The organism is Larkinella bovis (genome assembly GCF_042655385.1).
GTDB classification, from domain to species: Bacteria; Bacteroidota; Bacteroidia; order Cytophagales; family Spirosomataceae; genus Larkinella; species Larkinella bovis.
Map to the genome: position 1 here is coordinate 341,833 of NZ_JBHSMA010000004.1, position 23,026 is coordinate 364,858.

Here is a 23,026-nt window from a genome sequence, read left to right on the forward strand (position 1 = left end):
GTTTAATAGTGAGTGCGGCTATTTACCCGAGATGCGGCTAGTTTCCGATTCAATGATGTTTTTCACCTCTGCCTTGATTTGTAAATAGTTGTCCCGCATAATCTTTTCCAGATTTTCACCGTCTTTAGCAAAAATAGAAAAGTTAGGCAGTTTTTTGTACTTCTGCTCTTTTTTAAAGTCGGCTTCATCGACTACAATCTGAGCGTTGAAAGACTTTAGGGGCGTTTCCTGCCCGAAGGTATCCGCAAACACTCCCACGAAACGACCACCGCTCAGCGAGGCGATTTTATCGGCGGGAACCTTCCAGTTTAGCTCGGTGGAAATGCCGTGTGTCACATCTTCCGACTGAATGTTGATGCTCTCTTTGCGCTGCACATTTCGACCTAGCCGCTCCTGCATCGCTTTTGCGGTTGATCCCGATACCTGGCCACAGATTACGGAACCAACGGTATTTTTGATCACCTCGGCCTCGGCTTTGCCATAGTCTTTTTCCAGCTGGCTAAAGTCCTGCATGGCAATCGTGATGGCTACCTCGTTGCTACGGGCCGTATTGATCAGCCGGTCAATGCCCCGGAAGTAAATAGTTGGCAGCTCATCAATAATGATGGATGACTTACGCTTACCCGGTTTGTTGATCAGGCGCACCAGCCGGGAGTTAATCAGACCCAGGGCTGCCGAGTAGATTTCCTCCCGATCGGGATTATTGGCTACGCAGAGGATCTTGGGAGCCTCGGAATTATTAATATCCAGGCTGAAGTCATCGCCCGACAGTACCCAATAAAGCGCGGGGCTGATAATTTTGGTTAAGGCAATCTGAGCACTGGCAATCTGCCCCTCCAATTGTTCCATGGCGTTCCCTTCAAAAGCGGATTCAAACGGACGGATCAGATTCTCCAGCTCGGGGTCAACCTTAAGAAAGGGCAGAATCGTACGGTAGTTCTGGGTAACCATTTCGGCCAGGTGCGGGAAGGTGCAGTACTTGCCTCCTTGGTAGTTTCTCAGAAACCACAGGATAGCCGATACGTACTGAATGGCCGAATCAATGAAGAAATCTCCTTCCTTCTGAATCCACTTTTTATTCAGGTTCAGCATCATCACCTTGGCCGTTTCGTTGGAGTCGGCCACGTCGGTCATGTAGCGGGGGTGAACCGGATTGCAGCGGTGAGAGTTGGCCGGGTTGTCCAGATTGATTACATAAAACTTAAAGCCTTTCAGTTTAGCCTTGTGCCGGGCCATCGCATTGAAGGCAACCAACGATAGCGAAGGGAACTTATAATCGTAGAGGTACATACAAAAGCCTTTTTCAATCTGCTGGCGAATGATGGGGTTGACCACACTAAAGGTCTTGCCGGAGCCGGGTGTACCTAGAATCATCGTAGCCCGAAAGGGATTGACAATATTGATCCACCCCTTTCGAATCATTTTTTTGAATTGATACAGGGTAGGCAGGTTGATGGAATACTCGTTTTGAACCAGGCGCTCTTCCTGCGGGAAGGTTTCGTTTTCATCATTGGAGTTATCCTCTCCCAGATTAACCTTCATGAGCCGTTTAATGCCCTGAATGCCTTTGATGATGTAGAGCAGCCCAACGAAAGATAGGCCGGCATAGGTTATGGATGTACCAAGCAACCCGAGTATTGAGATAAACCACTGGCTATGGCTTCGTAGCATCAGCGTACTACCCAAGAATAAACCCATCCCAATGGCAAGATCAACGGCTACCTTTTTGCGGGTTAGCTTTAGCGATTTAATACCTCGGGTAGATGCCGCAAACAAGACAAAAAGAACACCTGCGGCTAGCTTCAATGTCCAAGGCGTCTTAATAAGGTTGGAACTGTTGGCAAGTCTCAGTAGAGCGTTCTCAACGTACTTGTTGGAAAGTCCGAATGCCTGAAAGCTGGAATAGAGTTCCAGGTAGAAATGAAAGGCTAATACTGCAAACGCAGCATACAAAAAGGTTTCGTTGGCCTTTGTCTGGTCGCGGCGATCTTCTCTCATAAACGTGGTCCTTTTTTTCTGGTCATTTTCTTTAACTCCTGTTCACTCTCGTGTTGATCATCCCCCTGCCCTATCGCGTGTAACAGGTCACGAACCGTTGAGGCGTTTTGTTCGGGCTCTGCTTCGGGTTGTGTTTGATTGGCTTGTGGCCCAAATTCGCGCGATACAGCACGATTTTTACCCGAGCTAATTTCTGGTTCAGGTATAGCCTCAAACTCGTCTCCTAGTTTATTTTTAAGCGCAGCCGCCGAAAGTCCTTTCCCTAGCTCACTGCCGGAATAAATAGCTTTCTGCTTTTCGTCAATAAAGCTTACCCCGAAGAGGTTGCCATCCTGGCTCTGATGCGGTACAATGGCCACGTTGATGCGTTCAAGCCGCTGATGAAGCTGTGCCCAGGAGGTCACCCCCTCTAGCTGCCCCTCCAGAACCTTCCGCATGCGGGGCGCGCCATCGCCTTTGGCCTTTTTTCCGGAGTTAATTCGGCGCTCGACGGTATCGAGGGTAGGCTGTTGGCGCAGGCTGCTGGCCTTAAAGCCTACCCCCTGCCGCTCCTGCTCGTTGGCTACCGTATAGACTAGCCCGGGCTTCTTGCCTTCCAGCGGCACCTCGACGGCTTTGACATTGTAAAGACCCAACAACTGGTTATACTGCGCCATGCTGCTAAACCGGTAATCGTTAAGGACTGTCAGCACCACGTTGGTTACAGCCTGCTTCAAATCGCCCTGGCCGTACTGCACCGGCTTCAGGTCCGGCGCGCCAAGCTTTCTTCCAACCTTCTCTGCCTCGACCAGCCCGAAGTCTTTTTCCAGTTGTTGCCGCAACCTGTTAGACTTTTGCCGCTCGAACTGATCGGAGATCCGCTTGCCTTTTTCGTCGACTCGAACCGAGACGATATGCACATGGGTGTGATCGGTATCAAAGTGTTGATAGACGGCGTAAGGCTGACGGCCGAAGCCCATGCCAATCATGTACATATCCGCTAGTGAAAGCAGCTCATCCGAGGCTGGCTTTTCGCCTAGCGCCAATGACAAGCTGACGTGAAAGGTCGGCTTTGTCACCCGTTCATTAAGGGCGGCACGCTCTTCCAGGATGTAGGCCACCTGTTGTTTGCCAGCCTGCCGGGGATCGATCACGATACCCGCATAGTTGCGCAGGGCCAGCCGCTCTGCCTCCCCTTTCTCAACCTTCTCTTCGTTGTAGTAAACCGCCCCTCGGGGGTTAGCTCCAGTAGAGATTCGTGCGACCATCTGGTTATGCCTTGTTAGTAAACGCGCTCATCAAACTGCGAAGTCTGACTTCTATTTCCTGCATCCTTGAACTCATTTCCTGCGTCTCTTTTTGCAGGTTCTGATAGTCTGTTGTGCTGTTAATTCGCTTTACAGACTGGTTGATATTGGATCCTATCTTGGTTATATCGACCCGAATTTCACGTATCAAATCCAGCATTTGATCGTCTTGTGATGAGGTAGGGACGGCTAGCTGTAACGGCTTTTCTAGGCAAATGGCGCGAACAAACGTAGAGAAATCCGGCGCGTTGGTGGTCGCCATTCGGGTTTTGAGCCGCTGGTATTCATCTTCCGTAAAGCGAATCCGAACGTTCATCGTGCGCTTTTCCTTTTCTTCCTTCTTGGGTCTGCCTCCTTTATTCCTTTCCCATTCCATTCCGTCTAAATAGTTAAAAAATAAGCCGACTTCGGAGGCTTATTCGGTGCGATCATCGTAAAGATGATAAAAAGTTTTTGTCCCACAAAAACACATCTTGCTTTTCTCCACCGAGAAACTTTTTTTGGTGCTTGAACTGGGGTAGTTTGTAACTTTAGTGACTTGTCATTTTGTCAACTTAACAACCCTTCTTTCGTGCCACTCCCCACCCCAGGCATTGCCCTTATTGTTTGTCATTTTGTCACTTTATTGACTTGTCAAAGATGTAACAAGTCGCCTAAATAACCCGTATGCAATACTATAGCTTGACTTGTCGATTTGTCAGCTTCACACATAAACATATTTGTTACAATACACCCTGTTAAAATTGTTACTTGTCATTTTGTCAACAAGTAATATGAATTACAAAAAACTTTATCACTTTATCACTTTGTCGTTTAATAATTTTGTCAATAAATAATTTTGAGGTTTAGTAATTTTGTTACTTACTTTGGTTGAAAACAAACGTACTCTTCTTATGACTCCGCAAGTCGAACCACAACAAGCCGGCACTCCTGCCGAGAGTATCCAGCGCCCAACGGTTATAGCCTTCGCTACCCAGAAAGGCGGGATGGGCAAAACTACCCTTTCCGTTCTGGTGGCATCCTGGCTGCACTACAAACGGGGCATCAAGGTTGCCCTGCTCGATGTCGATAGTTCCCAGCTATCGGTCTATAATCAGCGCATAAGTGAGCACGAACACATGGACGCAGAAACCGCGGCCAAACTGGATGAGCAGGACATTGAACCTTACAAGATTTTGTCGGGTGGCCCGGGGGATGTGCCCCTGCTATTAAGCCAGCTACCCGCAAATGTGCAACTCGTATTGGTTGATATGCCGGGAAGTATTGATGTGGAAGGTTATGAGGTAGCCATCAGCAAGCTGGATTACCTAATCGTTCCCATGGAGACCTCGCGTTATGCGGTAACCACTGGCTTTAGTTACCTCAATGCAATCCGGGAGCTTGACCTGGTACCGGCTGAGCGTTGCCGTGTCGTATGGAACCGGTACAAACCGTCCCGTGATGGTGAGATTGCGGATCAGTTGGATCAGAGTTTTGCCCAGTATGGTTTTAAGTCCCTAAAAAGTCGAATCCCTCAGCGCGACTCGTATCAGGATTCGACCAACCTGTCAACACTTTTTCCAATGCCAACCTCGTACCTGCGCAACAGCGGGCTGAAGGAGTTATTTGCAGAAATAGAGTCTTTACTATTAACCACCAACAATGATGGCAGAACAACAAAGTAAAACCAAATTGTCCGATGTAGCCAAGCAGCAGCATGCCGCCAAGGCCAGTAAATTCAGTGCCATGATGGTGCCTCCTCCACCGGTTCACCAAACGCCTGCGCCCGCTCCTTCTCCGGTAGAAGCTTTAAAACAGGAGTCAACCCCAGCCGTGGAAGAAGCGCCCATCGCGGAAACTCCGTCGGCCCCTGAACCGGTAGCTGCCGTTGCTCCCGCGACAGCCCCGGCAGTCAAACAACCGGCAGTGACTCCTAAGCCAGTCCGCTCCCGAAAGTCGGCCGCCCTGTCGATGGATGATGTGATCGAAGAAGCACCGCCGAAAGGGGAGGCATACCCTCGTCAGGTTCGGGTGTCGGAAGTGCACCACAAGCTGCTCAGACGCCTGGCCTTTGAGTACGACAAAAGCATCAATCATATTTTGTATAACCTGCTGGAGCAACTTGATCAGGCTTACCAGCGTGAACAACAGAAAGGAGGGCAATGATATGTTAAGCGAATACACCTGGGGAGACTTCTGGCTAGTGGTTGGAAGTGCCGTCGTTATCTACTACATCGTTGTAGGCTGGGTCTTTTACCGTGAGGATATCCGAGACTTTTTAACTGGATCCCGGGCCAGCAAAGAAACCCCTTCAGTGGCCACAGATCCGGACGTAGAAGAAGACGACTCGGACCTGTTCGAAACGGTGCCTTATCCAAGCACCTCCGCTTCGGCGGAGGTGCTGACAGAAGCGCCCGCGAAGCCTAGGAAGGAGCGTAAAAAGCGCGAAAAGAAAGCAGCCAAGAAGTCCGTTGATCAGGAGCCCGCTCCGGCCCTAGACCCTGCCCCGGCGAGAGAGCCAGCACCGCAAGAGAAAGAGGTTGACCTTCCCGATACGCCGGTTGCAGGGGATGTGGTAGAGGAGGGTTTTTTGGGCGACTTGGTTGGCGTCTCAATACCTCTTGCTGAAGAGTCGGTTGAAAGTATTGTTGAGGCCGCCAAAGACCTTGATGTTCACGATGATGGCACCGTAACGGCTAAACCGGAAGCAGGGGAGGCCCCGCAGCGGTTAGCCAAGCTTGCCAGTCGCCGGGCCTTACCGGCTGATCTCGACAATCTGCCGTTCAATCGATAACCCTCACTAAAATGACCTTTTCACACTTCGTACTGTACTTTCTGCTAGCGGTAGGCGTTGTTCTCAGTTTCCGCCTGGTCATCTGGCTCAGCGGCTTTTCCTGCCGAGTCATAATGATGTTCACACGCATGGGATTGCCCGCGGTGGCCAAAGCCCTGCTACAGCTTGTGGCTTATGATCGCAGCACATACCTGAAATCACGTACCCTCTACTGGAATCAGGTTCACATTCGCTTCCTGCTGTTTTGGGGTGCAAATGCCCTGCTACTATTCTTTCTGCTATTTCTGCGCGCTGGCAACAAAATCCACGCCGTTGGGCCTTATTGGATGTGCTGCCTGATGCTTTTCATTGCCTACCGCTGTCTGGTTACACTCCGCAGCGATGTTGACGCTAATGATGCCGAGATAGCTCAGGAAGGACCCCGAAATCCCTACTCACCTGGGCAACCTACCTACGTGCGTCAGTTGGATTATTTGGATGAGCTTTTCAGTGTCGGATAATTTTTTTAGCCTTATAGGTGCAAAATTTGATACTAGTTATTAATTTAGAACGTCTTTTTGCACCCAAAAGGCCATATTTAGCCCAAAAGACCATTTCTAACCGCACAGGCCATGAATAACAACCCTCGTATTACTAATCGGTGGCTAGCCGTTACGGCTGCTGTTTTGTTGGCTCAGATTGGGTGCTTTGCGGGTCAACCGCTCACTGATCCTGCCTCTGACTCTGGCTCATTGGTTCGTCTGATATCTGACCACGTTCCGGAAATAGCCTTCACCGGAGCCGGGTTAACGTTTGCCTATATGCTGTTAGGGATTTTTATCGCCTGGAGAAGGGCAAGAAAGCGGGAACAATCCACCGATCAGGGCTAACACGTAGCATTCTTTTTTCAACTACATAAACTCTTCTACACATGTTACGAAAACTAGCCAATACGACAGGGCCCCTGCTTTTTGGGTTTGTAGTCGTCATCTGCGTCCCTTTTTTTATTTGGTCGATGTCGTCAAACCCTTTGGTTGCAGTGACGCCAGAGGATTTTAAAGACCACAAGGAAGTCTATACCTACTATGACCTAGTGGAGTCACAGGCCAGGGTGTGTTGGCTTTGGCTGGGCCTTATTGTAGGTGGCTTATCGCTCCGAAACATGTATTTAGGCTTCCGTAAAGCAAATCGACCTGCTTAGGGTTTCTGTGCGCTTTTTCAATCAGTTCATATAGTTCCACCTTTTAACAAATCCAGAGTTATGAATTACCGTACTCTTTTTTCCGCAAAGCGACTGGCTACTCTAGCCATCTTAATGTTTGCAAGTGCTGCCGCCATGGCGCAGCAACCCGGTGGGGGTAACGGCGCAGGGGCATTGAACAGCGCTGCTCAGACCATTCGGGGTTACGGGCAATCAGCGAACACCATTGTGCTGGCCATTGGGGTGATCGTCGGACTAGTCGGAGCCATCCGCGTCTACAGCAAGTGGCATAACGGCGACCCCGATACGATGAAAAGTGTCACCGGCTGGTTTGGAGCCGCAATGTTTTTGGTGGCTGTAGGCGCGATTTTAACGTCCTTCTTTGGTTAAGCCGGATGTTGGAAATTAACAAAGGCATTGGCAAACCCGTAGAGCTAAAGGGACTGAAAGGAAACTACCTGTACCTGGCAGTTGGTATTGTTTTCAGTAGTCTCCTCCTGGCCCTTATCCTCTACGGGATCCATGCCAATGCGTACCTGATTACCGTCGTCGTACTTACCATTACCCTAGGTGGCCTGTGGTACTGTATGCGAATGTCAGCCAAACACGGAGTCTGGGGGCTCACCAAGCAGGAGGCCACCCGTTCACAACCCAAAGCAATCATCTTTTCTTCCGCCAAACCATTCGCTCAACTCCGTGAGACTAAACGCCAGAGCCATAGAAAAGGCACTGCCTTTGCTGGCAATCGAAAATAACTGCATCGTCAGTAAGATGGCAGACATAACGGTTGGATACCGGGTGTTACTGCCGGAAATCTTCACCCAGTCCGCCGATGATTACCGGTCTCTTCATAGCGCGATGTGTAAAGCCATCAAAATGCTGCCGGTTGGGACTGTCCTTCACAAACAGGATTGGTTCATTGAAGAGAAATATCGCACCCATCAGCACCAGGCCAACGCCAGTCATGAAGATACGAGCTTCCTAACAATGGCCTTCGAGCGGCACTTTGTTGAGCGCCCGTTTCTGAATCACTACTGCTACCTCTACATCAGCAAACTGCCCAAGGCCCGGCAGAAGCAGAAAAGCAATCGCCACAGCCTGACCCGTCGGCGGCTTGTTCCGCGTGATCAGGTTGACCCTAGAGAGCTTCAAAGTTTCTATGATGCCATTAATCAATTTGAGAGTATTTTGATCGATGGCGGGATTACGGTTCAACGCCTGAAGGATGAAGACCTGGTGAGTGAGAAAGGGGATAAAGGGATTATCCCGAATTACTTCCGGCTAGAGCCAGACGGCACCAAGAAGATTACCCTGGAAGACTGGGACATTGATGGACACGTTAGGGTAGGGGATAAGGAAGTTATCTGTTTCACCCTTTCCGATGTAGATGCCATGCCTCCTGCCATTGATGTGATGGGCAAATACACCCCGCTCTCATCCGACAGTACGCAATTTGCGGTCGGCAACGTCTTGCCAGTAGGTTTGATGCTACCCTGTAATCACATCTACAATCAGTACATTACCATTGAAGACGGCCCGACCTCTTTGCGCGAGTTCGAACAACAGACACGACACCTGAACTCACTGTCTCTGTACTCCAACGAGAATGCCATCAACCGGGACTGGACGCAGCGTTACATTCAGGAGGCTATCCAGCAGCAGCGCACCGTTTGCCGGGCCCATTATAACCTGATGGTGTGGACCCAAAAGCCTGAGCAGATTGATTACATACGCGCCCGGGCTTCGTCCGCCATTGCACAGCTAGATTGCCTGCCTAAGCACAATACACAGGATGCTGCCCGTTTACTGTGGGCCGGTATACCGGGAAATGCGGGCGACCTGCCTTTTGATGATACTTTCTATACGTTCGTGGAACAGGCGGTTTGTATGTTTAACCTGGAGTCATCCTACCGCAGCTCATTATCACCCTTTGGCATACGTCTCTGTGATCGCTTCGGTAAACCGGTTTGGGTAGACCTGTCCGATGAGCCAATGGAACGGAGTTGGACGACCAACCGGAATAAGTTTATCATTGGCCCCTCTGGATCCGGAAAGTCTTTCTTCACCAACCACATGGTTCGTCAGTACTACGAACAGGGGACGCATATCCTGCTGGTTGACGTGGGGCACTCTTACCGGGGGCTATGTGAGATGATCAATCAAAAGACCCACGGTAAAGACGGCGTTTACCTGACCTACGAAGAGGATCGGCCGATTACATTCAACCCTTTCTATACGGAAGATGGGCAGTTTACCATCGAAAAGAAAGAATCGATCAAAACGCTGCTGCTGACCCTGTGGAAGAAAGAAACGGAAGCCTTCACCCGCACCGAGGAGGTTGCCCTGTCGGATGCCGTTGAGCAGTACCTGAAGGAAATCAAAAAAGACCCCAACTCTGCCAGCTTTAACGGCTTCTACGAATACTGCGATTCTGAGGATGGATTCCGCAAGTACTTGGACGAAAAGAAGTACGAGCGAGACTACTTCGACGTTCAGAAGTTTCTTCTGACCATGCAGCCCTTTTACAGGGGCGGCGAGTATGACTATCTACTGAACTCTGATTTGAAGATCGACTTGCTTAACAAGCAGTTTGTCGTCTTTGAACTCGATAACATCAAGGATCACCCGATCCTTTACCCGGTGGTAACGCTGATCATCATGGAAACTTTTGTATCTAAGATGCGCAGACTCCAGGGTGTTCGTAAGATGATCCTGATTGAAGAGGCATGGAAAGCAATTGCCAAGGAGGGTATGGCCACTTACATCCAATATCTATTCAAGACGGTTCGGAAGTACTTCGGAGAAGCGGTAATTGTCACGCAGGAGATTGATGATATCATCGGCAATCAAATTGTCAAAGATGCTGTCATCAATAACTCGGATTGTAAGATTCTACTGGACCAATCCAAGTATCAAAACCGATTTGATGAGGTTCGCCAACTGCTGGGTCTTTCCGAGAAGCAAAAGCAACTGGTGCTGTCGGTTAACAAAGACCTCGATACCCGTCGAAAATACAAAGAGGTATTTATTGCGCTAGGGCTTTACTCTAAAGTCTATGCAACCGAGGTTAGTCTGGAGGAGTATGCTGCCTACACAACTGAGCAAAGAGAGCAGGTGGAGGTTCGTCAGCGGGCAAAACAGGCCGGGGGTGATATCCAGGTCGCCATCACTGACTTTGCCGACGCGCGCCGATTTAAGACCATCGCCTGATTTCTGTAAAAACTCAGAAAAATATTCCCAAAAAACAGCCAGAAATATTCCTGACCGTTTCCTAGCGGTCTTTAAAAACCTGATGCTATGATTTTACTTCAGATTCCCGGACAGGGTACCTATGTTGATTATGGGTTCTACAGCAAGTTCGAGTCTTTCGAAAAGACTATTACCCAAGCTTACCAGGAGGTGCTTCAGGGCATGGGTCATTTTGGTGACGTGGCCGCGGGCATCGCCGGCATTGCGTCCTTTTTGTTCATTGGGTTTCGAGTGCTTCGCCACCTGGCCTACGCCGAGGGCGTGGATGTTTGGCCCCTGTTACGTCCCTTTGCTATCGGATTTCTGGCCCTCAACTTTACGATCGTAACGGATTTCGTTGGCGCCATGATCAAGCCGTTGCAGGCTGCTACCCAACAAATGGTAGATGTTCAAACATCACGGGTCCAGCAGATCGAAGCCCTGCGCCTTCAGAAACAGCACGAAAAGCTGTTGGAGCTTAACAAGCAGATTGATGACACCAGCCTATGGCAGACAGGGCAATACATCAACCTGTTGGTAGAAAAGTACCGAACGTATATTAATGAGGGTTTTGACGCCTTTCTTAAAAACCTCTTCTACGCCTTTTTTCTGGCCGTGCGTCTGGTGATACTTACTGTGCAGGCTTTCTTTTTGATTATCCTGACCATGATTGGCCCGTTAGCTTTTGCCATTGCCATTTTTCCGGGCTTTCAGGACAGTCATTTACTGTGGATTGCCCGCTTCATTCAGGTTTCGCTCTGGTTTCCACTGGCCAATATCTTGGGGTCGATTGTAGGGTATTTGCAGGGCAAGGTATTGGCCCTGCAATACCTCGAGCTAACAAACAACGTCCCTCCGGAAGGGCAGTCGGGTGACACCATTTATCTGGTGTTTATGATCATTGCGACGCTTTCCTACCTGACCATACCCACGATTGCCAGCTACATCATTTCCTCATCCGGAGTAGGCTCTGCCATGCAGCGGATTACGAGCATGAGCACCTCAATGGCGGCCGCCGCGGTCAGTGCGGCTAGTCCGGCAGCAATGGCCGGCGCGGGCCTGGTGGGTAAAGGAGCTATGGGCGTGGGAGGGATGGTTGTCGATGCGGGGAAAATGGCCCTGGGGGGTACGATTATGGCGGGACAAGCGGTGGCCCAACAAGCCGCTTACTACGGCCGGGCGGCCCAGCACGAAATGCGAAATATCACCGGTTCCAAACAACAATCCTGATAAGTTATGACCCCCAATCAAACCTTTTTTAAGTCGCTGCGGAATCTGGAGACTTCCTACCGCAATATTCGCATACTGGCCTTTGTCGTCGTGGGCGCATGTGTCGTGATCACCGTCAGTGCTTTGGTGTTTGCCTACCGGGTGAAAACCGAGGCTGACAGCCGGATTTACGTAGTGGAACAAGGTAAAACACTTATTGCCGCCCTTCGGCAGGATGTCAGAGAAAACCGGCCCGTTGAAGCTCGCGACCACATCAAGCGCTTTCACGAACTGTTCTTTACGCTGGACCCTGATGGTCGCAGCATCGAAGAGCATATTAACGAGGCCCTTGCTTATGGTGATGAGAGCATTTCCCGCCTGTATCTGGACATGAAAGAGAACGGATACTACCGGGACATGATTCAGGGCTCGGTTTCGCAGGAGATCCAGGTAGACAGCATTCAACTGGACTTAAACCAGTACCCTTACCGGTTCCGTTCCTATGCCCGTCAGCAGATCATCCGGCCTACTAAGATTACGACCAGGCGCCTGATTTCTGCGGGGTACCTGCGCAACGTTAGCCGCTCAGAGGCAAACCCTCACGGTTTTCTGATTGAAAAGTTCGAACCGATCGACAACACCGACATAGAAGAACTAAAACGATGAAATACCTGGGGAAAGTGATTCTAGGCATTGGGAACTGGATTTCCGGACTATCTAACCGGTCGCGGGCCATTCTGGTCGCTGGGATGCTACTGCTCCTGCTGGGAGGTAGTGTAAATAAGCTTATTGGCGCACTAAACCGGCCAAGAGAAGCACAACCGCAAGTTAGTCCCGATCAGATTATCAAGCCTATGCAGCAACTCTTTAAGCAGGTCAGTGTGCCGCGTTCGGATTTGCGAATCGAAAAGGACTTACGCCGACTGGACAGCCTGGCCACTGAGTATCGCACTAAACAACAAAAAACGCCATGAGTACCGCCACTGCCACGTTAGCATCATCTGATGATGCGTTCTTTCATCGGCGCAAAGCCTATCTGGTCTTCCCGGTTATCGTTGTGCCTTTCTTGGTAGCTCTCTTCTGGATTAGCTCCGGGGGTAAAGGCGCCTTACAAAGCGAGAGCGCAGCAAATTCCGGCTTCAGGGGCTTTAACATGAATGTGCCCAGTGCTGAGGACTCTGATTTAAAACAACAGACCGTTGAGCCGCCTTTAGTGGGCAATACCGGGGGACAAACCCTGTCGAAATTCACGAATGCCGAAAAGATTGCCACCAGTAATGGACTGCGGACGCTGCCCAATGACCAGGCCACTGAACCGACCGTTACTCAAGCAATGAACACGGCTTCAAATCCGCCTGCTCCTCAATCAGCGGCCCCCTCGGCACAACACACCGCCCAGCCTCAAAAGTCCCGCAGAGCTCACAAAAACGGCACGCAGCAAGGCTTTCAGTATCATGCTCCACAGCCCTACTACGTCAATTCTAACCAAACGGATCAACAGCTTGAAAATCAACTTAACTCCTATCAGTCCGTCCGCAAGGGGGCCAGTCCCAATCAGGCCACTTCATTGGCTGAGTCAGTACCCGCTGCCTCAACAACGAATTCCGGCCGCACACCGAATTTTATTCAATTGGCTGACAATACAACCGCGTCCCGGCTGGATCGAGAAACCCCTTCTCCAGTAGTGGAAAATCCATTCAATACGGCTCCGGTTGGCGGTAATCGGCAGCAGGGCGTTGTGACGTCCCTGCAAAGTTCAGGCTACAACAAGCGGTCGGTGATCACGCTGATCCCCGCGGTGGTTCACGATGATCAGAGCGTCAAGGCCGGACAACCCGTTAAACTACGGCTTACAAAGGCGGTGGTCATCGATGGGATCCGGGTACCGGCCAATACGATTGTTCACGCGAGTTGCCTGCCCGATGGCGACCGCCTGCGGCTGGTGGTGCAAAACCTGCAACTGGGGAATCAACTAATTCCGCTCGATCTGGAAGCGGTGGACCTGGATGGGGGAACAGGGTTAAACGCGCCGGGGCTATCGGATCAGTTAGGGGAGCAGCTCAAATCGTCAGCGGTGCAGGGGGTGAATTTGCCTACCCGCAGTATGCTGGTCAATACGGTCCTGAATGCCGCCCGGTTTAGTGCCTCCTCTCAGGTTCGTCAAAGTCAGATTCACCTCAAAGGCGGCTATCAGTTACACCTAAAATCCATCTAACACCATGAAACAGCTATTTTTAATTACCTTCTTTTTGCTTTCTGCAGTAAGCTCCTGGGCCCAGATCGCCTACACCCGCACGCTGGACCAGACAGCCTTCCAGTCCTCTTATAACATTGCTGTAACGGCCAATAAGACCACGCACCTGATCTTTCCTTATGAGATCAAATACGCCGATCTGGGCAGCAAGGAACTGGTCGGCGAAGCGGTGGGTAACGCCGGTAATGTGTTTCGGGTCAAAGCTGCCGGTCGGTCACTGATGGAGAGTAACCTGACCATTATTACGGCCGACGGTAGGCTGTTTAGTTTTTTGGTCAATTATGAGGAAGTTCCGCAGGTCCTGACCTACGATCTGACCAAACTTGGGGCGGCTTCACTGGCTCCCAAGTCAGCCAGGGTTAGCACCGGATCAAACGCCCGTCTGGCGGATCAACTCAACGGACTAGGGGAACTGGCCATGAGTTCTAAGCGCCGGATCAAACATATTGGCACCCAGCAGCAGGGGGTGAATCTGCACCTGAAGAATATCCTCTACCGCGAGGATGTGATGTTCTTGGTGCTGGGTCTGGACAATGATTCCAAAATGGATTTCGATCTGGATTTTCTGCACGTGTTTGTCACACAGGCCAAAAAATCCGGGGAAAGTTCTACCTCACAGGACATGTCCATCGAGCCAATTAAGGTTTTTGATGCTGATGTAACCACCGTGCCGCACCGTAAGGAGATCACCAAAGTCATTGCCATTAACCGCATGACGCTGGAGAAAGACCGTAGGCTGATGGTACAGGTCAATGAAAAGCAAGGGGGCCGAATGCTCACCTTGCCGATTGGAACCGAAGAACTAGCCGCTGCCCGTCCGCTATGAAAAAGCTTTGGATAATCGCCTCCTTTGTTTTCGGGTTGGTGACAGCCAGTAAGGCGCAGCTCCACCAGGCCGGACAAACCGCGTTCGAGTTGTCGGCGGGAGCCGTCGATGGCTTCCGGCTACCGGATCAGGACAATTTCGGCTACTTCGCTGGGTTGGCCTTTAGCAAGTACCAAACGCGTTATTTATACTGGAAGGTTGGGGCTCACCTCAACGAGAAGCGGTACGCTTACGATGCCGTTCGGGTACCCCTGCAACAATGGCTCGGTACCGCTGAAGTATATACGCGGATTCTGGGCCGGGTCAGCCGATCACTGATCATCAATGCCGGAATCGGGGCGGCCGGCGGCTATGAGTCGATCAACAATGATCGCCGGACGGTGGAGGGTGCCCGCATCACCAACCGCTCCACGTGGATTTTTGGCCCTACGGTAGCCATTGAAGCGGAATACCTGTTGACTGGCAACCTGGTGCTGCTGGTGCGAGCTAAGGAGCATTACCTGTTTCGCTCTTCGGTAACACCCACGCGCTTTAACGCTGGCATTGGAATCAAGATTATTTTACCCGCAAACGACGAAGAATGAAAAAGCTATTTAACATCAGGACTCTATGGGTCGGGCTGCAATCTGTAGTTATTCTGCTGGCCGTTGCAGGCTGTCAGCAAGAAAGCCTCGACATTCAGGGGCCCTATCGAATCAAGTTTAGTGCGGCTCCGGTTTCGGCAGTTCTAAAAGTAGGGGAGCAGACGCGGGTTTACCTGAATCTGCAAACCGATTCGTACTACTCTCAGACGGGCTATCGGCTGGTGTTTTATCAGCAAATGGGTTTAGGTCGGCTTTCGATGGATTCAACGGCTGTTCCTCAGAAAGTACCGGTACCGCTGGCGCCGGGACGCTCATCGTGCCTGTTTACCCCGGCTGCGGCGGGGACAAATCAAATTGTCCTGGTAGCCCAGCAGGAGCGGGGCTATACCCAGCCTGATACCGTGCGCATCAACTTTCAGGTCACTCCTTAATCCCCATTCCCATGAAAAAGCTACTTACACTTCTTTTCGCTGGTCTGCTGGCTACGGGCGTGGCTCAGGCTCAAATTATTAATCTATCGGGTGATAGTGAAACTGAGCAGGCGGCAAAGCTGGAAATCATCCGGATTATTCAGGAGCGTATCCAGAAAATGACCATTGCGGACATTAACTCCCGTATTGTCGTTTCCAAAGGGGTTACTAACTATTACAAGGTTGCGGAAATCTTAAAGATGCACGATGATCTCTACGGGCTCCGCTCCAGGTATGTGACAATGGCCAGCAACCTGGAAGGCCATTCAGCCTTTCGAAACGGTTTTTCATACAATTACATGGGCCAATACAATTCACTTATGGAAAAGGCGAAAATCATTAAGACCCAGCTTCAGACCGTTACCAAGTCGGGAAATATGATTCAATTGCCGCCGTTGCCTATTTTTAACGTCCAGTTTGCTACCAATACCGGTAGTAATCCAGCGAATGACCTTTCTCAGCAGATGACGGATTTGATGGCCTCATACGGTGTATTGGCTCCTGAAGACTGGGATAAACTGGATGAAGCCACCCGGCTGGAGTTGCAGGGGAAATTAATAAAAATGAAAGAAGACCTCTACAAACAGACGATTGCCAAGGGGCAGAGCAATGCTACCAAGCTGGTTACACTTGTGGCCAATATCATAGCCCCCGGATTAGGCGGCATTCTGGCGGGAGTGAGCTCAGGCAACCCCATTAACACGTTGGTGGGCTATGTGACCGATAACTTTCAGATGCCTACTGAGTTTTATACCTCTGAAACCCTGAAGCTAACCGACTCGGAACGGATTAAGATTATTGACGATCTGCACATCAGAATGTCTGAGCTTTATCAACAAACAGTCGCATTGGGTACCAACATGAGCACGGAAGCAAAGAAACGCTTTGGTGAGTTGAATGAACAGCGAAACGACATGATTTTACACGGAACAAAAAAATAGGCGTATGAAAGCGATTCGGGCGGCTACGGCATTGTTGTTTATAGCATTAATGGCAGGATGCAACAAGGATCCTGATATTGACCTGCCTGACTATCTGGTGATGCCGTCTAGCCTCGCAAATTACAAAGGGTCAGGAAGAATAACCATCAACGGTGGGATTACCCTGGCCGCTCAAGGCCGTGAACAGGTGCAGGATGGCGGCACGGTCTCAGGGGTTGGGGCTTCGGCCTCGGCTGGGGATGAGGTTTGGATGTATGCAACCTTTAACCAGCCCCGAACCTATGAGCAGTCTTCCATGGTGCCTGCCGAGCATCGATCTAATGCCACGCTAACGATCATGCGGACAATCAACAAGGGATCGTACCCTATGGGCCTTATGACGCCGAATCCGCGGGGTGAGATTGCTGATCTGGTGTTGAACTTGCCGGGACCGGTTACCTACATCACCAATGCCGGCAGCCTGACTATTGAACAGTCAACACTTGTGCGCCAGGAGGGTAGTTCGAGCCTGTACCGGATTCAGGGGACATTCGACGCCAGCCTGACCGGGTACGGCACCAATGTAACCAATAAGAACCCGCAGGTTACAGGCACATTCGATGTATTGGCTGTAGCAAACTAGCGAAATCGTCCAGCCTGTCTGGAAAAATAAAGTCTTTCGAGAGGGTGGGTATTTGATATCCACCCTCTTTTCACGTTTGCCACACGAGGGTCGTTACATAGCAATTATGCAAGTGTTCAATTATATTTGATTGCTGAGTATAACTAACAAAAAAAGACCACACCTCCGCAAGTGTGGTCTTAATGTACTCTTTTTGAACCACCGGGGACTGATTGGCATCGACGCTCCCGGACAATCAATAGCTTATGAGCGATAAAGTAAAGATAAGCGATTTAAGTATTCAAATCAACTTCCCTGCCTGGGAGAGGTTCAATCTGGAGGCCCTCACCAACGACGGCGTTGTCCTGTTTCAATACCTGGTCTTTCATTGCCAAAATGTTGCTGAATGGACCCATTCAGATAACGATATTAAGCTGGAGCTTGGCATTAAGCGCAGCCGGTTAAACACGCTCCGGGATAAGTTTCTGAAAATGGGAATTCTGGAGACCAGAGTAACGCTTAATCAATACGATAATAAGATTACCGCCTATCGTCTCCTCTACTCCGAAATTGCTAAGCCTGATAACCTGAAGAAGATCTACCGGGAAAAGACCCCCTCAGGTATTGCAATTGACTTAGCAGGATACAGCCGTCTATACAGGCAGCTGGTGCAGGATCAACCAGCGGGGGGAGCTAAACCCAAACCCAAGAGTGCCTATCAGCAAACGAGTGATCAATACAAAGCGCAAGTTTTCGCTATTAAGCTGGAGGAGCTATACGCAAGTCGATTAGAACACTTCAATAGCAAGCAAGGTGCCGGTAAGAAGATTGCCGGTGCTGTAAAATTCTCTCCCAAACATATTCAGAGCCTGGCCAACGTCATTCGTCATTTTGATAACGATGAATATGTCAGAAACGCCTTTGTTGCATTCATTGATGAGTTGTTTGCGAAAATGGTGGGAGGTAGCCCCGAGATACTGACCACTCTCCCCAGAAGTCCCTTGAACTACTTTCTAAGCTATTCAAATAAGGTCACTAATGAAGATGAAGGCGGAGACTTTGCGGGCCAAAAATATGCGATGATTTGGCGCTTTGGTGACTTTTATGCCGCTCGTTACACAAAGGGGTAATGTTGAATCCAACTAATAACCATAGGGTACGTTGAAAACAACTAACCCTATGTTGTTTTCAACGTACTGGTACGCTGATTTCGGCTATCCCGTACGTTGTTTTCTGCACTTTATATATAGAATACTTAATACAATAGTTCAGAAATAAAAAACATAAAGTAAAACTAACCGGCCAGCACAGCCTGCTGAAGCAGGTGGTTAGCTGGCTGGTTAATCTTTTTAAATAAAAAGTTGGAAAGGGGGGTAAGGATTACGAAAACTATTAAGCCCCAAGTGGATCCTGTTTCTTTAATCAGCTCAACCCCGAGCGTATAAGATCCGGAAGATTGTGTACGCATTCCATCTGACTTTTAAGTTTCAAAAAACGGCGCGTGTGAAGCGTCGGCTTTTCTCTGTAGTACTTTTTCCGATGTGGCTTGAAATAGCTGTCCAGCGCCAGCTTATATTTTGCGGTAGCATCCAAAAACGCGTTTAGCGACCGGGTATTTTTTGACATTGCCTGACGCTGATACAGTGCGCCAATTAGTGCTTTGCGAGAAACAAACCGCCCACCGCCATCCAGCAGATCACGGCAACGATCCCCGGTAACTGGACAGATCATATACCAGAATATACCCTTACCGAGGTTGCTTTTTACCGGCTCCAGATCCACTACCTGGGAGCGCACCTGGCCATCATAATGATATTCTAGGTTTAAGCATCCCCCCGTATCATCACCGTCGAGGAGTATCGTAACGTTAATGCTGGCATAGACCTTTCCAAAGCGGCTCCAGGTTAACGTTCTTGGCTGAGGTACACCACTCATCCATCCATACCTTTTAAAGTCGCTGAGCGAGAATTTTAGCTGATCCTCGAAAATGATTGGATGAATAGATCTACGTGGCATAAGCTGTAATGCAAGGAGGGGTGTCAGAGAAATTAACCTAAAACTCTAAGGAAAATGAGGTTTCGGGGGTTTGTTCAATGCTCATAACGCTTTTTTTCGTCCTTTGCCGGCATGCTCCCCCAAATATATTCATCTAAGTAGCCTCAAAAGTTTCAGGTTTTTTCAGGTTTTGAGCAGGAAACAGCCTTAAAATTGTCAGAAATACACCCTTTCTTACTCACTAACACTGCATGGTATTTCCCTTTGGCGCGCCCATAATGAGATTTAGAGCGCCTCTACTTTGATGTTTTTTATAAGAGCAAGTTCATCACCATAGTTTCTAAAGCCTACTCTACCAGTCGAGTTCATTTTAGTAATATCTCCCATAAAGACCATATCATCACCAATAAAGAGTCTTACTTCTTTTCCCCTTACCTCAACTTTATAAGGCAGCCACGTATTCTTTATTATTTTGCCGTGTATTTCGTTTAAACCGGTATTACCTGTCCAAATCGCTTCCTTAATATTTGCTCTCAACACATCCGCATTTTTAGGCTCGAAGTGGAGCGGCTTTATCTCATCTAGTCCAATTTGAAGCATAAAACCATCTTCTGGCGATTTTGCTCTTACAACAACACCAAGGCAGTGTCTTATTATATAGGCCTCAAAAGAAAATGAATAGTTCTCCCAGTCATCACCTATACGTGTCAACCCAGGAAATTCTGATCCTGTCACTTTAAGCTCGCCATTTATCACTGTCCACGAATTCACATTTTCCCAATTATCAGATAAAGGCCGGGATAGTTTGCCTTCAAAAAGTTTTTTCGGTTTGTTTCTATTGGTGATTCTATTCCGTATAAAACGATACAAATACCAGCCTGTAATGAGTATTGATATAGCTAATAATACGAATAAAGTAATTTCGAACGGGTGGTCCAACAAGTATAAATTCTTCTTGAAGTAATAAACGGCGAGCGTAACTAAAAACACTATAAGGGCCTGGATTCCTGTTGCTATCACCTTACTCCAAACAGGATCTTTCCAAATCCCAAGCCACCACGACCAGAGGTTTTTCATGCGTATAAGACTAATGAAGTTTGTATTTGCGTTGTCGTCGTGGGTCCTGGCTTCGAAGCATTTCCGCTAGTGCAGATGTATTATGATCTTTAATACGCCACGAAAGCCTGTTGAGCTGTTGAACATCTGCCCTCTATCGACAGTTGCAACTCAATCTATGGAACTCTTTATTCTCACACGTATATAATTGACCGGTGAAAAGTCTTCTATTGGTTTCAAAGGCGGCTCCTTGCACCATTCAGTAGCAACCTTTGAAGCAGAAAAATCGGCCCCGGCCGGAGCTTTTGCGCGCCGATGGGTGCCGATCTAAATAGTTAGTTGGTGTAACTACCGGCCGGCAGCGGCTCGGCCTGGTGCGGGCCAGAGCGGAGCAATGACCGGTTGTTGTTTTTGCCGGGCTTGCCATAGGTCATATTGCTGTTGTAGATCGAGCCATTGTTCCGGCGTCGAGGTCGGGAAGGCTTGGGCCAATGTAAGGGCCATTTGCGGACTGATACCCGCGTGACCATTTATAATTTGCGAAAGCGTCTTCCTGCTGACCCCTAGAGACTCAGCGGCCTGCGTGACAGACAGGCCTACGCCATCCAGGTACAAGTCTTTCAGAATTGCGCCTGGATGGGAAGGATTGTGCATAATGCTCATTTTGAATTTTTGGTTTAGTCAACATACGCAGTTCGTTTGCGCGTCCTGATCGCCATTAGTGGTAATCTTCATAGTTGACATCGTACGCTTCCAGTTTCTTTTTGTCAAAGCGGAAGGTAATACGATAATTGCCGGTCACACTGACCGCGTATTCTCCTTTTCTATCCCCTTTTAACGGGTGAAAGTTGGACCCGGGAAAATTCATCCCTCTTGGATCCCTGGCTACGTTGAGCAGTGAAAGAATATTCTTAATTCTTGGAATCTGCTTGGCGGGTAGTCCAGATTCGATGCCTTCTTCAAAGAGTTGCTTCAACCCTTTGTGTTTGAACGATGAGATCATCTGTCAGTTTGAAAAAGTAAATTCATCATAGCTCCCGTTCTTGTCGTTTGTTATATTGGATATAAGTTACTGTTACCTGTTACGTAACAGGTAGCAAAATTACGCAATAGAAATCGAAAAAAACTTATGATTAAGAATTATTTTTTGATTGATTGCCTGGCGGCTCGGCGGGGAATACTTTTAATTCTTTCCGGATTGGGTTCTACTTCAAAAAGAACCCAATCCTTTTAACGTGTTTTAACAACACTTTTAACTCTTTTAGACAAAAAATAAGCGTAGTATTTTACTGATAATCTGTCACTTATAAAGACCTGTTTAGCATTTAGGTCCGTAGTTTTAGCATTTAGGTCCGTAGTGACTCGCATTTAGGTCCGTAAAAATGGCCGTTTTTTAGCATTTAGGTCCGTAGTGACTCGCATTTAGGTCCTTAGGTAAATATGGCCTTTTACCAATCTGGATTAATCCCAAAAGTATACTTAGGCATATTGTTAGCCCCAAGGGTAACCTTATGGCCTAATAGCAAACCGATATCCGTTGCGATTTTTATTGCTCTTTCAACAACTTTCTGTGTGTATGAGAAGGTGCGGGTTGGGTCTCTCATGTAGTTCTCTGCCACCTTCCAGAAAAGGTTTTCTGCATAGATTTCTGGATTATACCCGAATTTTGTGACACCTGATGCTGCGTTAGCCTTAGCGTGAGCCAGGTAGCGGATCAGCCTGAATGTTGACTCCGGTATCTTATGCGATCCACCGTTCGCCATTACGATACGGCTTAATAGGTCTTCGGGCAGGGAGATGTATTTCGATTCGATCTGATCTCTAAAAACAGGGTTTAGGCGTATAATTACTTCAGTTGTCTGATTGATAATAACACCTTCGGAGCTAAGCTTGGTATTTTTGTGGTTGTAAACATTCAGTAGTGGCTCGAAGCCCTCTATCTCGCTGATATTTCTTGTGTTATCAGTGTTGCGTTGTTCTCTTTTATATCTGATAAGGGCCCTTTTTTCTGGATTATTTGCCAGTTCGAGGAGCATATCTAGAACAATCCGCATATCCCTGCCACCAATGTTTGAATTAGGTCGGTACTCTTTAGCAATCTCGTAAAGGGTTAGAACTAGCGTTGCGGTCTTCCTGGGCTCTCCTTGTAAGTCAGGATCTTTGCTGAACCTTAAATCTTTGCCAGTGTTGTTTTCTGGGACTACCGCATTAGGGTCCGCATTCCCGGTATAATAGTCATCAGATAATTTATCGAGATTCTGACTCTTTTGGTGCAGCAGTTTAGAAAGGCAGATCAATAGCTTTTCTTCGCCGGGGGTGAGCTTGATGCCATCCCCCCTTTCATTAATCCAGTCAGTAGAAACCCCTTTTGTGGCAGCAATTTGCCTTTGTGTAAGCGGTTTTAGTTCACTAAAGAGCGATGTCTGGTTAGACAAGGCCTGCGCTTTTTTGGCCGCCCTGGGCCGATTATCTTTAAGCGCCTGTTCGGCTAGGGTTGCTGCCATTTTGAAGTTGCCGGTTTTTACTCGACCCTGCGGCTTAGCCGAAGGCAACATGAATTCGCTCTTTTCAGGTACTATTGGCTGAGCCTTGACCTTGCGATTAGTCCGATCCTGCTTACTCATT

24 protein-coding genes and 1 pseudogene are annotated in these 23,026 nt (G+C 48.9%); 16 read left to right on the forward strand and 9 right to left on the reverse strand.

The features are described 5' to 3' along the window. Positions 1-18 precede the first annotated feature (18 nt). From ACFPMF_RS15405 to ACFPMF_RS15415, 3 genes are read right to left on the reverse strand one after another with little or no spacing between them, the layout of a single operon-like run. The gene (locus tag ACFPMF_RS15405) at positions 19-1,998 is read right to left on the reverse strand and encodes a YWFCY domain-containing protein (protein WP_379846649.1); all 1,980 of its coding nucleotides are present in this window, start codon (positions 1,996-1,998) and stop codon (positions 19-21) included. Next, complete coding sequence (locus ACFPMF_RS15410; protein ID WP_379846652.1) at positions 1,995-3,245, reverse strand: relaxase/mobilization nuclease domain-containing protein; 1,251 nt, start codon at positions 3,243-3,245, stop codon at positions 1,995-1,997. The genes ACFPMF_RS15405 and ACFPMF_RS15410 overlap by 4 nt, the downstream gene beginning before the upstream one ends. A 4-nt stretch (positions 3,246-3,249) precedes the next feature. Continuing rightward, positions 3,250-3,660: a plasmid mobilization protein gene (locus tag ACFPMF_RS15415; protein WP_379846654.1), complete on the reverse strand. Its 411-nt coding sequence runs from the start codon at positions 3,658-3,660 to the stop codon at positions 3,250-3,252. 517 nt (positions 3,661-4,177) lie between these two features. On the opposite strand from ACFPMF_RS15415, the gene ACFPMF_RS15420 reads away from it, so the two are divergent. The 6 genes and pseudogenes from ACFPMF_RS15420 to ACFPMF_RS15445 form a co-directional block, all read left to right on the forward strand. Next, positions 4,178-4,948: a ParA family protein gene (locus tag ACFPMF_RS15420; RefSeq protein ID WP_379846657.1), complete on the forward strand. Its 771-nt coding sequence runs from the start codon at positions 4,178-4,180 to the stop codon at positions 4,946-4,948. Next, a complete protein-coding gene (locus ACFPMF_RS15425; RefSeq protein ID WP_379846660.1) occupies positions 4,929-5,429 on the forward strand; it encodes a hypothetical protein in 501 nt (166 codons plus the stop codon). Before ACFPMF_RS15420 ends, ACFPMF_RS15425 begins: the two co-directional genes overlap by 20 nt. Next, positions 5,404-6,057, forward strand: coding sequence for a hypothetical protein (locus tag ACFPMF_RS15430; protein WP_379846663.1), 654 nt, complete (start codon positions 5,404-5,406; stop codon positions 6,055-6,057). Before ACFPMF_RS15425 ends, ACFPMF_RS15430 begins: the two co-directional genes overlap by 26 nt. An 11-nt stretch (positions 6,058-6,068) precedes the next feature. Continuing rightward, positions 6,069-6,557 carry a hypothetical protein gene (locus tag ACFPMF_RS15435; protein WP_379846666.1) on the forward strand — a complete coding sequence of 163 codons (489 nt, stop codon included), beginning with the start codon at positions 6,069-6,071 and terminating at the stop codon, positions 6,555-6,557. A 740-nt stretch (positions 6,558-7,297) separates the two neighbouring features. Continuing rightward, the gene (locus ACFPMF_RS15440) at positions 7,298-7,627 is read left to right on the forward strand and encodes a DUF4134 family protein (protein WP_379846670.1); all 330 of its coding nucleotides are present in this window, start codon (positions 7,298-7,300) and stop codon (positions 7,625-7,627) included. A gap of 5 nt (positions 7,628-7,632) precedes the next feature. Next, positions 7,633-7,851: pseudogene (locus ACFPMF_RS15445) on the forward strand (DUF4133 domain-containing protein); the annotation flags it as partial. 30 nt (positions 7,852-7,881) lie between these two features. Here ACFPMF_RS15445 and ACFPMF_RS15450 read toward each other — a convergent pair. Then, complete coding sequence (locus ACFPMF_RS15450) at positions 7,882-8,019, reverse strand: hypothetical protein (RefSeq protein ID WP_379847217.1); 138 nt, start codon at positions 8,017-8,019, stop codon at positions 7,882-7,884. Here ACFPMF_RS15450 and ACFPMF_RS15455 point away from each other — a divergent pair. From ACFPMF_RS15455 to ACFPMF_RS15500, 10 genes are all read left to right on the forward strand, one after another. After that, complete coding sequence (locus ACFPMF_RS15455; protein WP_465262191.1) at positions 7,973-10,447, forward strand: TraG family conjugative transposon ATPase; 2,475 nt, start codon at positions 7,973-7,975, stop codon at positions 10,445-10,447. The two genes, ACFPMF_RS15450 and ACFPMF_RS15455, sit on opposite strands and share 47 nt — an antisense overlap. Before the next feature lie 87 nt (positions 10,448-10,534). Next, entirely contained in the window at positions 10,535-11,695 is a 1,161-nt protein-coding gene (locus ACFPMF_RS15460) for a hypothetical protein (RefSeq protein ID WP_379846672.1), read from the forward strand. A 6-nt stretch (positions 11,696-11,701) separates the two neighbouring features. After that, positions 11,702-12,340, forward strand: coding sequence for a conjugative transposon protein TraK (gene traK / locus ACFPMF_RS15465; RefSeq protein ID WP_379846674.1), 639 nt, complete (start codon positions 11,702-11,704; stop codon positions 12,338-12,340). Positions 12,341-12,644: 304 nt separating this feature from the next. After that, entirely contained in the window at positions 12,645-13,889 is a 1,245-nt protein-coding gene (gene traM, locus ACFPMF_RS15470) for a conjugative transposon protein TraM (protein ID WP_379846676.1), read from the forward strand. A gap of 4 nt (positions 13,890-13,893) precedes the next feature. Continuing rightward, entirely contained in the window at positions 13,894-14,754 is an 861-nt protein-coding gene (gene traN, locus ACFPMF_RS15475; protein ID WP_379846678.1) for a conjugative transposon protein TraN, read from the forward strand. Beyond that, on the forward strand, positions 14,751-15,338 hold the full coding sequence (locus ACFPMF_RS15480) for a conjugal transfer protein TraO (protein ID WP_379846681.1): 588 nt from the start codon (positions 14,751-14,753) through the stop codon (positions 15,336-15,338). Before traN ends, ACFPMF_RS15480 begins: the two co-directional genes overlap by 4 nt. Beyond that, on the forward strand, positions 15,335-15,769 hold the full coding sequence (locus ACFPMF_RS15485; protein WP_379846683.1) for a TraQ conjugal transfer family protein: 435 nt from the start codon (positions 15,335-15,337) through the stop codon (positions 15,767-15,769). The genes ACFPMF_RS15480 and ACFPMF_RS15485 overlap by 4 nt, the downstream gene beginning before the upstream one ends. A gap of 11 nt (positions 15,770-15,780) precedes the next feature. Further along, positions 15,781-16,749, forward strand: a complete 969-nt coding sequence (locus tag ACFPMF_RS15490; protein WP_379846685.1) for a hypothetical protein — start codon at positions 15,781-15,783, stop codon at positions 16,747-16,749. A gap of 4 nt (positions 16,750-16,753) precedes the next feature. Continuing rightward, positions 16,754-17,371 (forward strand): hypothetical protein, encoded by a 618-nt coding sequence (locus ACFPMF_RS15495; RefSeq protein ID WP_379846687.1) that lies wholly within the window; start codon positions 16,754-16,756, stop codon positions 17,369-17,371. A 245-nt stretch (positions 17,372-17,616) separates the two neighbouring features. Next, positions 17,617-18,480: a hypothetical protein gene (locus ACFPMF_RS15500; RefSeq protein ID WP_379846689.1), complete on the forward strand. Its 864-nt coding sequence runs from the start codon at positions 17,617-17,619 to the stop codon at positions 18,478-18,480. Between the two features lie 292 nt (positions 18,481-18,772). Here ACFPMF_RS15500 and ACFPMF_RS15505 read toward each other — a convergent pair whose 3' ends face one another. From ACFPMF_RS15505 to ACFPMF_RS15525, 5 genes are all read right to left on the reverse strand, one after another. Continuing rightward, positions 18,773-19,366 (reverse strand): hypothetical protein, encoded by a 594-nt coding sequence (locus tag ACFPMF_RS15505; RefSeq protein ID WP_379846691.1) that lies wholly within the window; start codon positions 19,364-19,366, stop codon positions 18,773-18,775. A 264-nt stretch (positions 19,367-19,630) separates the two neighbouring features. Continuing rightward, positions 19,631-20,422, reverse strand: coding sequence for a 3-keto-alpha-glucoside-1,2-lyase-like domain-containing protein (locus ACFPMF_RS15510; RefSeq protein WP_379846693.1), 792 nt, complete (start codon positions 20,420-20,422; stop codon positions 19,631-19,633). Positions 20,423-20,749: 327 nt separating this feature from the next. Then, positions 20,750-21,064, reverse strand: coding sequence for a HigA family addiction module antitoxin (locus ACFPMF_RS15515; RefSeq protein ID WP_379846695.1), 315 nt, complete (start codon positions 21,062-21,064; stop codon positions 20,750-20,752). 55 nt (positions 21,065-21,119) lie between these two features. Further along, entirely contained in the window at positions 21,120-21,404 is a 285-nt protein-coding gene (locus ACFPMF_RS15520; protein WP_379846697.1) for a type II toxin-antitoxin system RelE/ParE family toxin, read from the reverse strand. A 445-nt stretch (positions 21,405-21,849) separates the two neighbouring features. Next, positions 21,850-23,025: a hypothetical protein gene (locus ACFPMF_RS15525; protein WP_379846699.1), complete on the reverse strand. Its 1,176-nt coding sequence runs from the start codon at positions 23,023-23,025 to the stop codon at positions 21,850-21,852. Position 23,026 lies beyond the last annotated feature (1 nt).

What these genes read in the sequence shown, in the direction of transcription:
- ACFPMF_RS15405 (WP_379846649.1), bottom strand. Translation starts at nt 1,998, where the DNA reads ATGAGAGAAGATCGCCGCGACCAGACAAAGGCCAACGAAACCTTTTTG.
- ACFPMF_RS15410 (WP_379846652.1), bottom strand. Translation starts at nt 3,245, where the DNA reads ATGGTCGCACGAATCTCTACTGGAGCTAACCCCCGAGGGGCGGTTTAC.
- ACFPMF_RS15415 (WP_379846654.1), bottom strand. Translation starts at nt 3,660, where the DNA reads ATGGAATGGGAAAGGAATAAAGGAGGCAGACCCAAGAAGGAAGAAAAG.
- ACFPMF_RS15420 (WP_379846657.1), top strand. Translation starts at nt 4,178, where the DNA reads ATGACTCCGCAAGTCGAACCACAACAAGCCGGCACTCCTGCCGAGAGT.
- ACFPMF_RS15425 (WP_379846660.1), top strand. Translation starts at nt 4,929, where the DNA reads ATGGCAGAACAACAAAGTAAAACCAAATTGTCCGATGTAGCCAAGCAG.
- ACFPMF_RS15435 (WP_379846666.1), top strand. Translation starts at nt 6,069, where the DNA reads ATGACCTTTTCACACTTCGTACTGTACTTTCTGCTAGCGGTAGGCGTT.
- ACFPMF_RS15440 (WP_379846670.1), top strand. Translation starts at nt 7,298, where the DNA reads ATGAATTACCGTACTCTTTTTTCCGCAAAGCGACTGGCTACTCTAGCC.
- ACFPMF_RS15450 (WP_379847217.1), bottom strand. Translation starts at nt 8,019, where the DNA reads ATGTCTGCCATCTTACTGACGATGCAGTTATTTTCGATTGCCAGCAAA.
- ACFPMF_RS15460 (WP_379846672.1), top strand. Translation starts at nt 10,535, where the DNA reads ATGATTTTACTTCAGATTCCCGGACAGGGTACCTATGTTGATTATGGG.
- traK (WP_379846674.1), top strand. Translation starts at nt 11,702, where the DNA reads ATGACCCCCAATCAAACCTTTTTTAAGTCGCTGCGGAATCTGGAGACT.
- traM (WP_379846676.1), top strand. Translation starts at nt 12,645, where the DNA reads ATGAGTACCGCCACTGCCACGTTAGCATCATCTGATGATGCGTTCTTT.
- traN (WP_379846678.1), top strand. Translation starts at nt 13,894, where the DNA reads ATGAAACAGCTATTTTTAATTACCTTCTTTTTGCTTTCTGCAGTAAGC.
- ACFPMF_RS15480 (WP_379846681.1), top strand. Translation starts at nt 14,751, where the DNA reads ATGAAAAAGCTTTGGATAATCGCCTCCTTTGTTTTCGGGTTGGTGACA.
- ACFPMF_RS15485 (WP_379846683.1), top strand. Translation starts at nt 15,335, where the DNA reads ATGAAAAAGCTATTTAACATCAGGACTCTATGGGTCGGGCTGCAATCT.
- ACFPMF_RS15490 (WP_379846685.1), top strand. Translation starts at nt 15,781, where the DNA reads ATGAAAAAGCTACTTACACTTCTTTTCGCTGGTCTGCTGGCTACGGGC.
- ACFPMF_RS15495 (WP_379846687.1), top strand. Translation starts at nt 16,754, where the DNA reads ATGAAAGCGATTCGGGCGGCTACGGCATTGTTGTTTATAGCATTAATG.
- ACFPMF_RS15500 (WP_379846689.1), top strand. Translation starts at nt 17,617, where the DNA reads ATGAGCGATAAAGTAAAGATAAGCGATTTAAGTATTCAAATCAACTTC.
- ACFPMF_RS15505 (WP_379846691.1), bottom strand. Translation starts at nt 19,366, where the DNA reads ATGCCACGTAGATCTATTCATCCAATCATTTTCGAGGATCAGCTAAAA.
- ACFPMF_RS15510 (WP_379846693.1), bottom strand. Translation starts at nt 20,422, where the DNA reads ATGAAAAACCTCTGGTCGTGGTGGCTTGGGATTTGGAAAGATCCTGTT.
- ACFPMF_RS15515 (WP_379846695.1), bottom strand. Translation starts at nt 21,064, where the DNA reads ATGAGCATTATGCACAATCCTTCCCATCCAGGCGCAATTCTGAAAGAC.
- ACFPMF_RS15520 (WP_379846697.1), bottom strand. Translation starts at nt 21,404, where the DNA reads ATGATCTCATCGTTCAAACACAAAGGGTTGAAGCAACTCTTTGAAGAA.
- ACFPMF_RS15525 (WP_379846699.1), bottom strand. Translation starts at nt 23,025, where the DNA reads ATGAGTAAGCAGGATCGGACTAATCGCAAGGTCAAGGCTCAGCCAATA.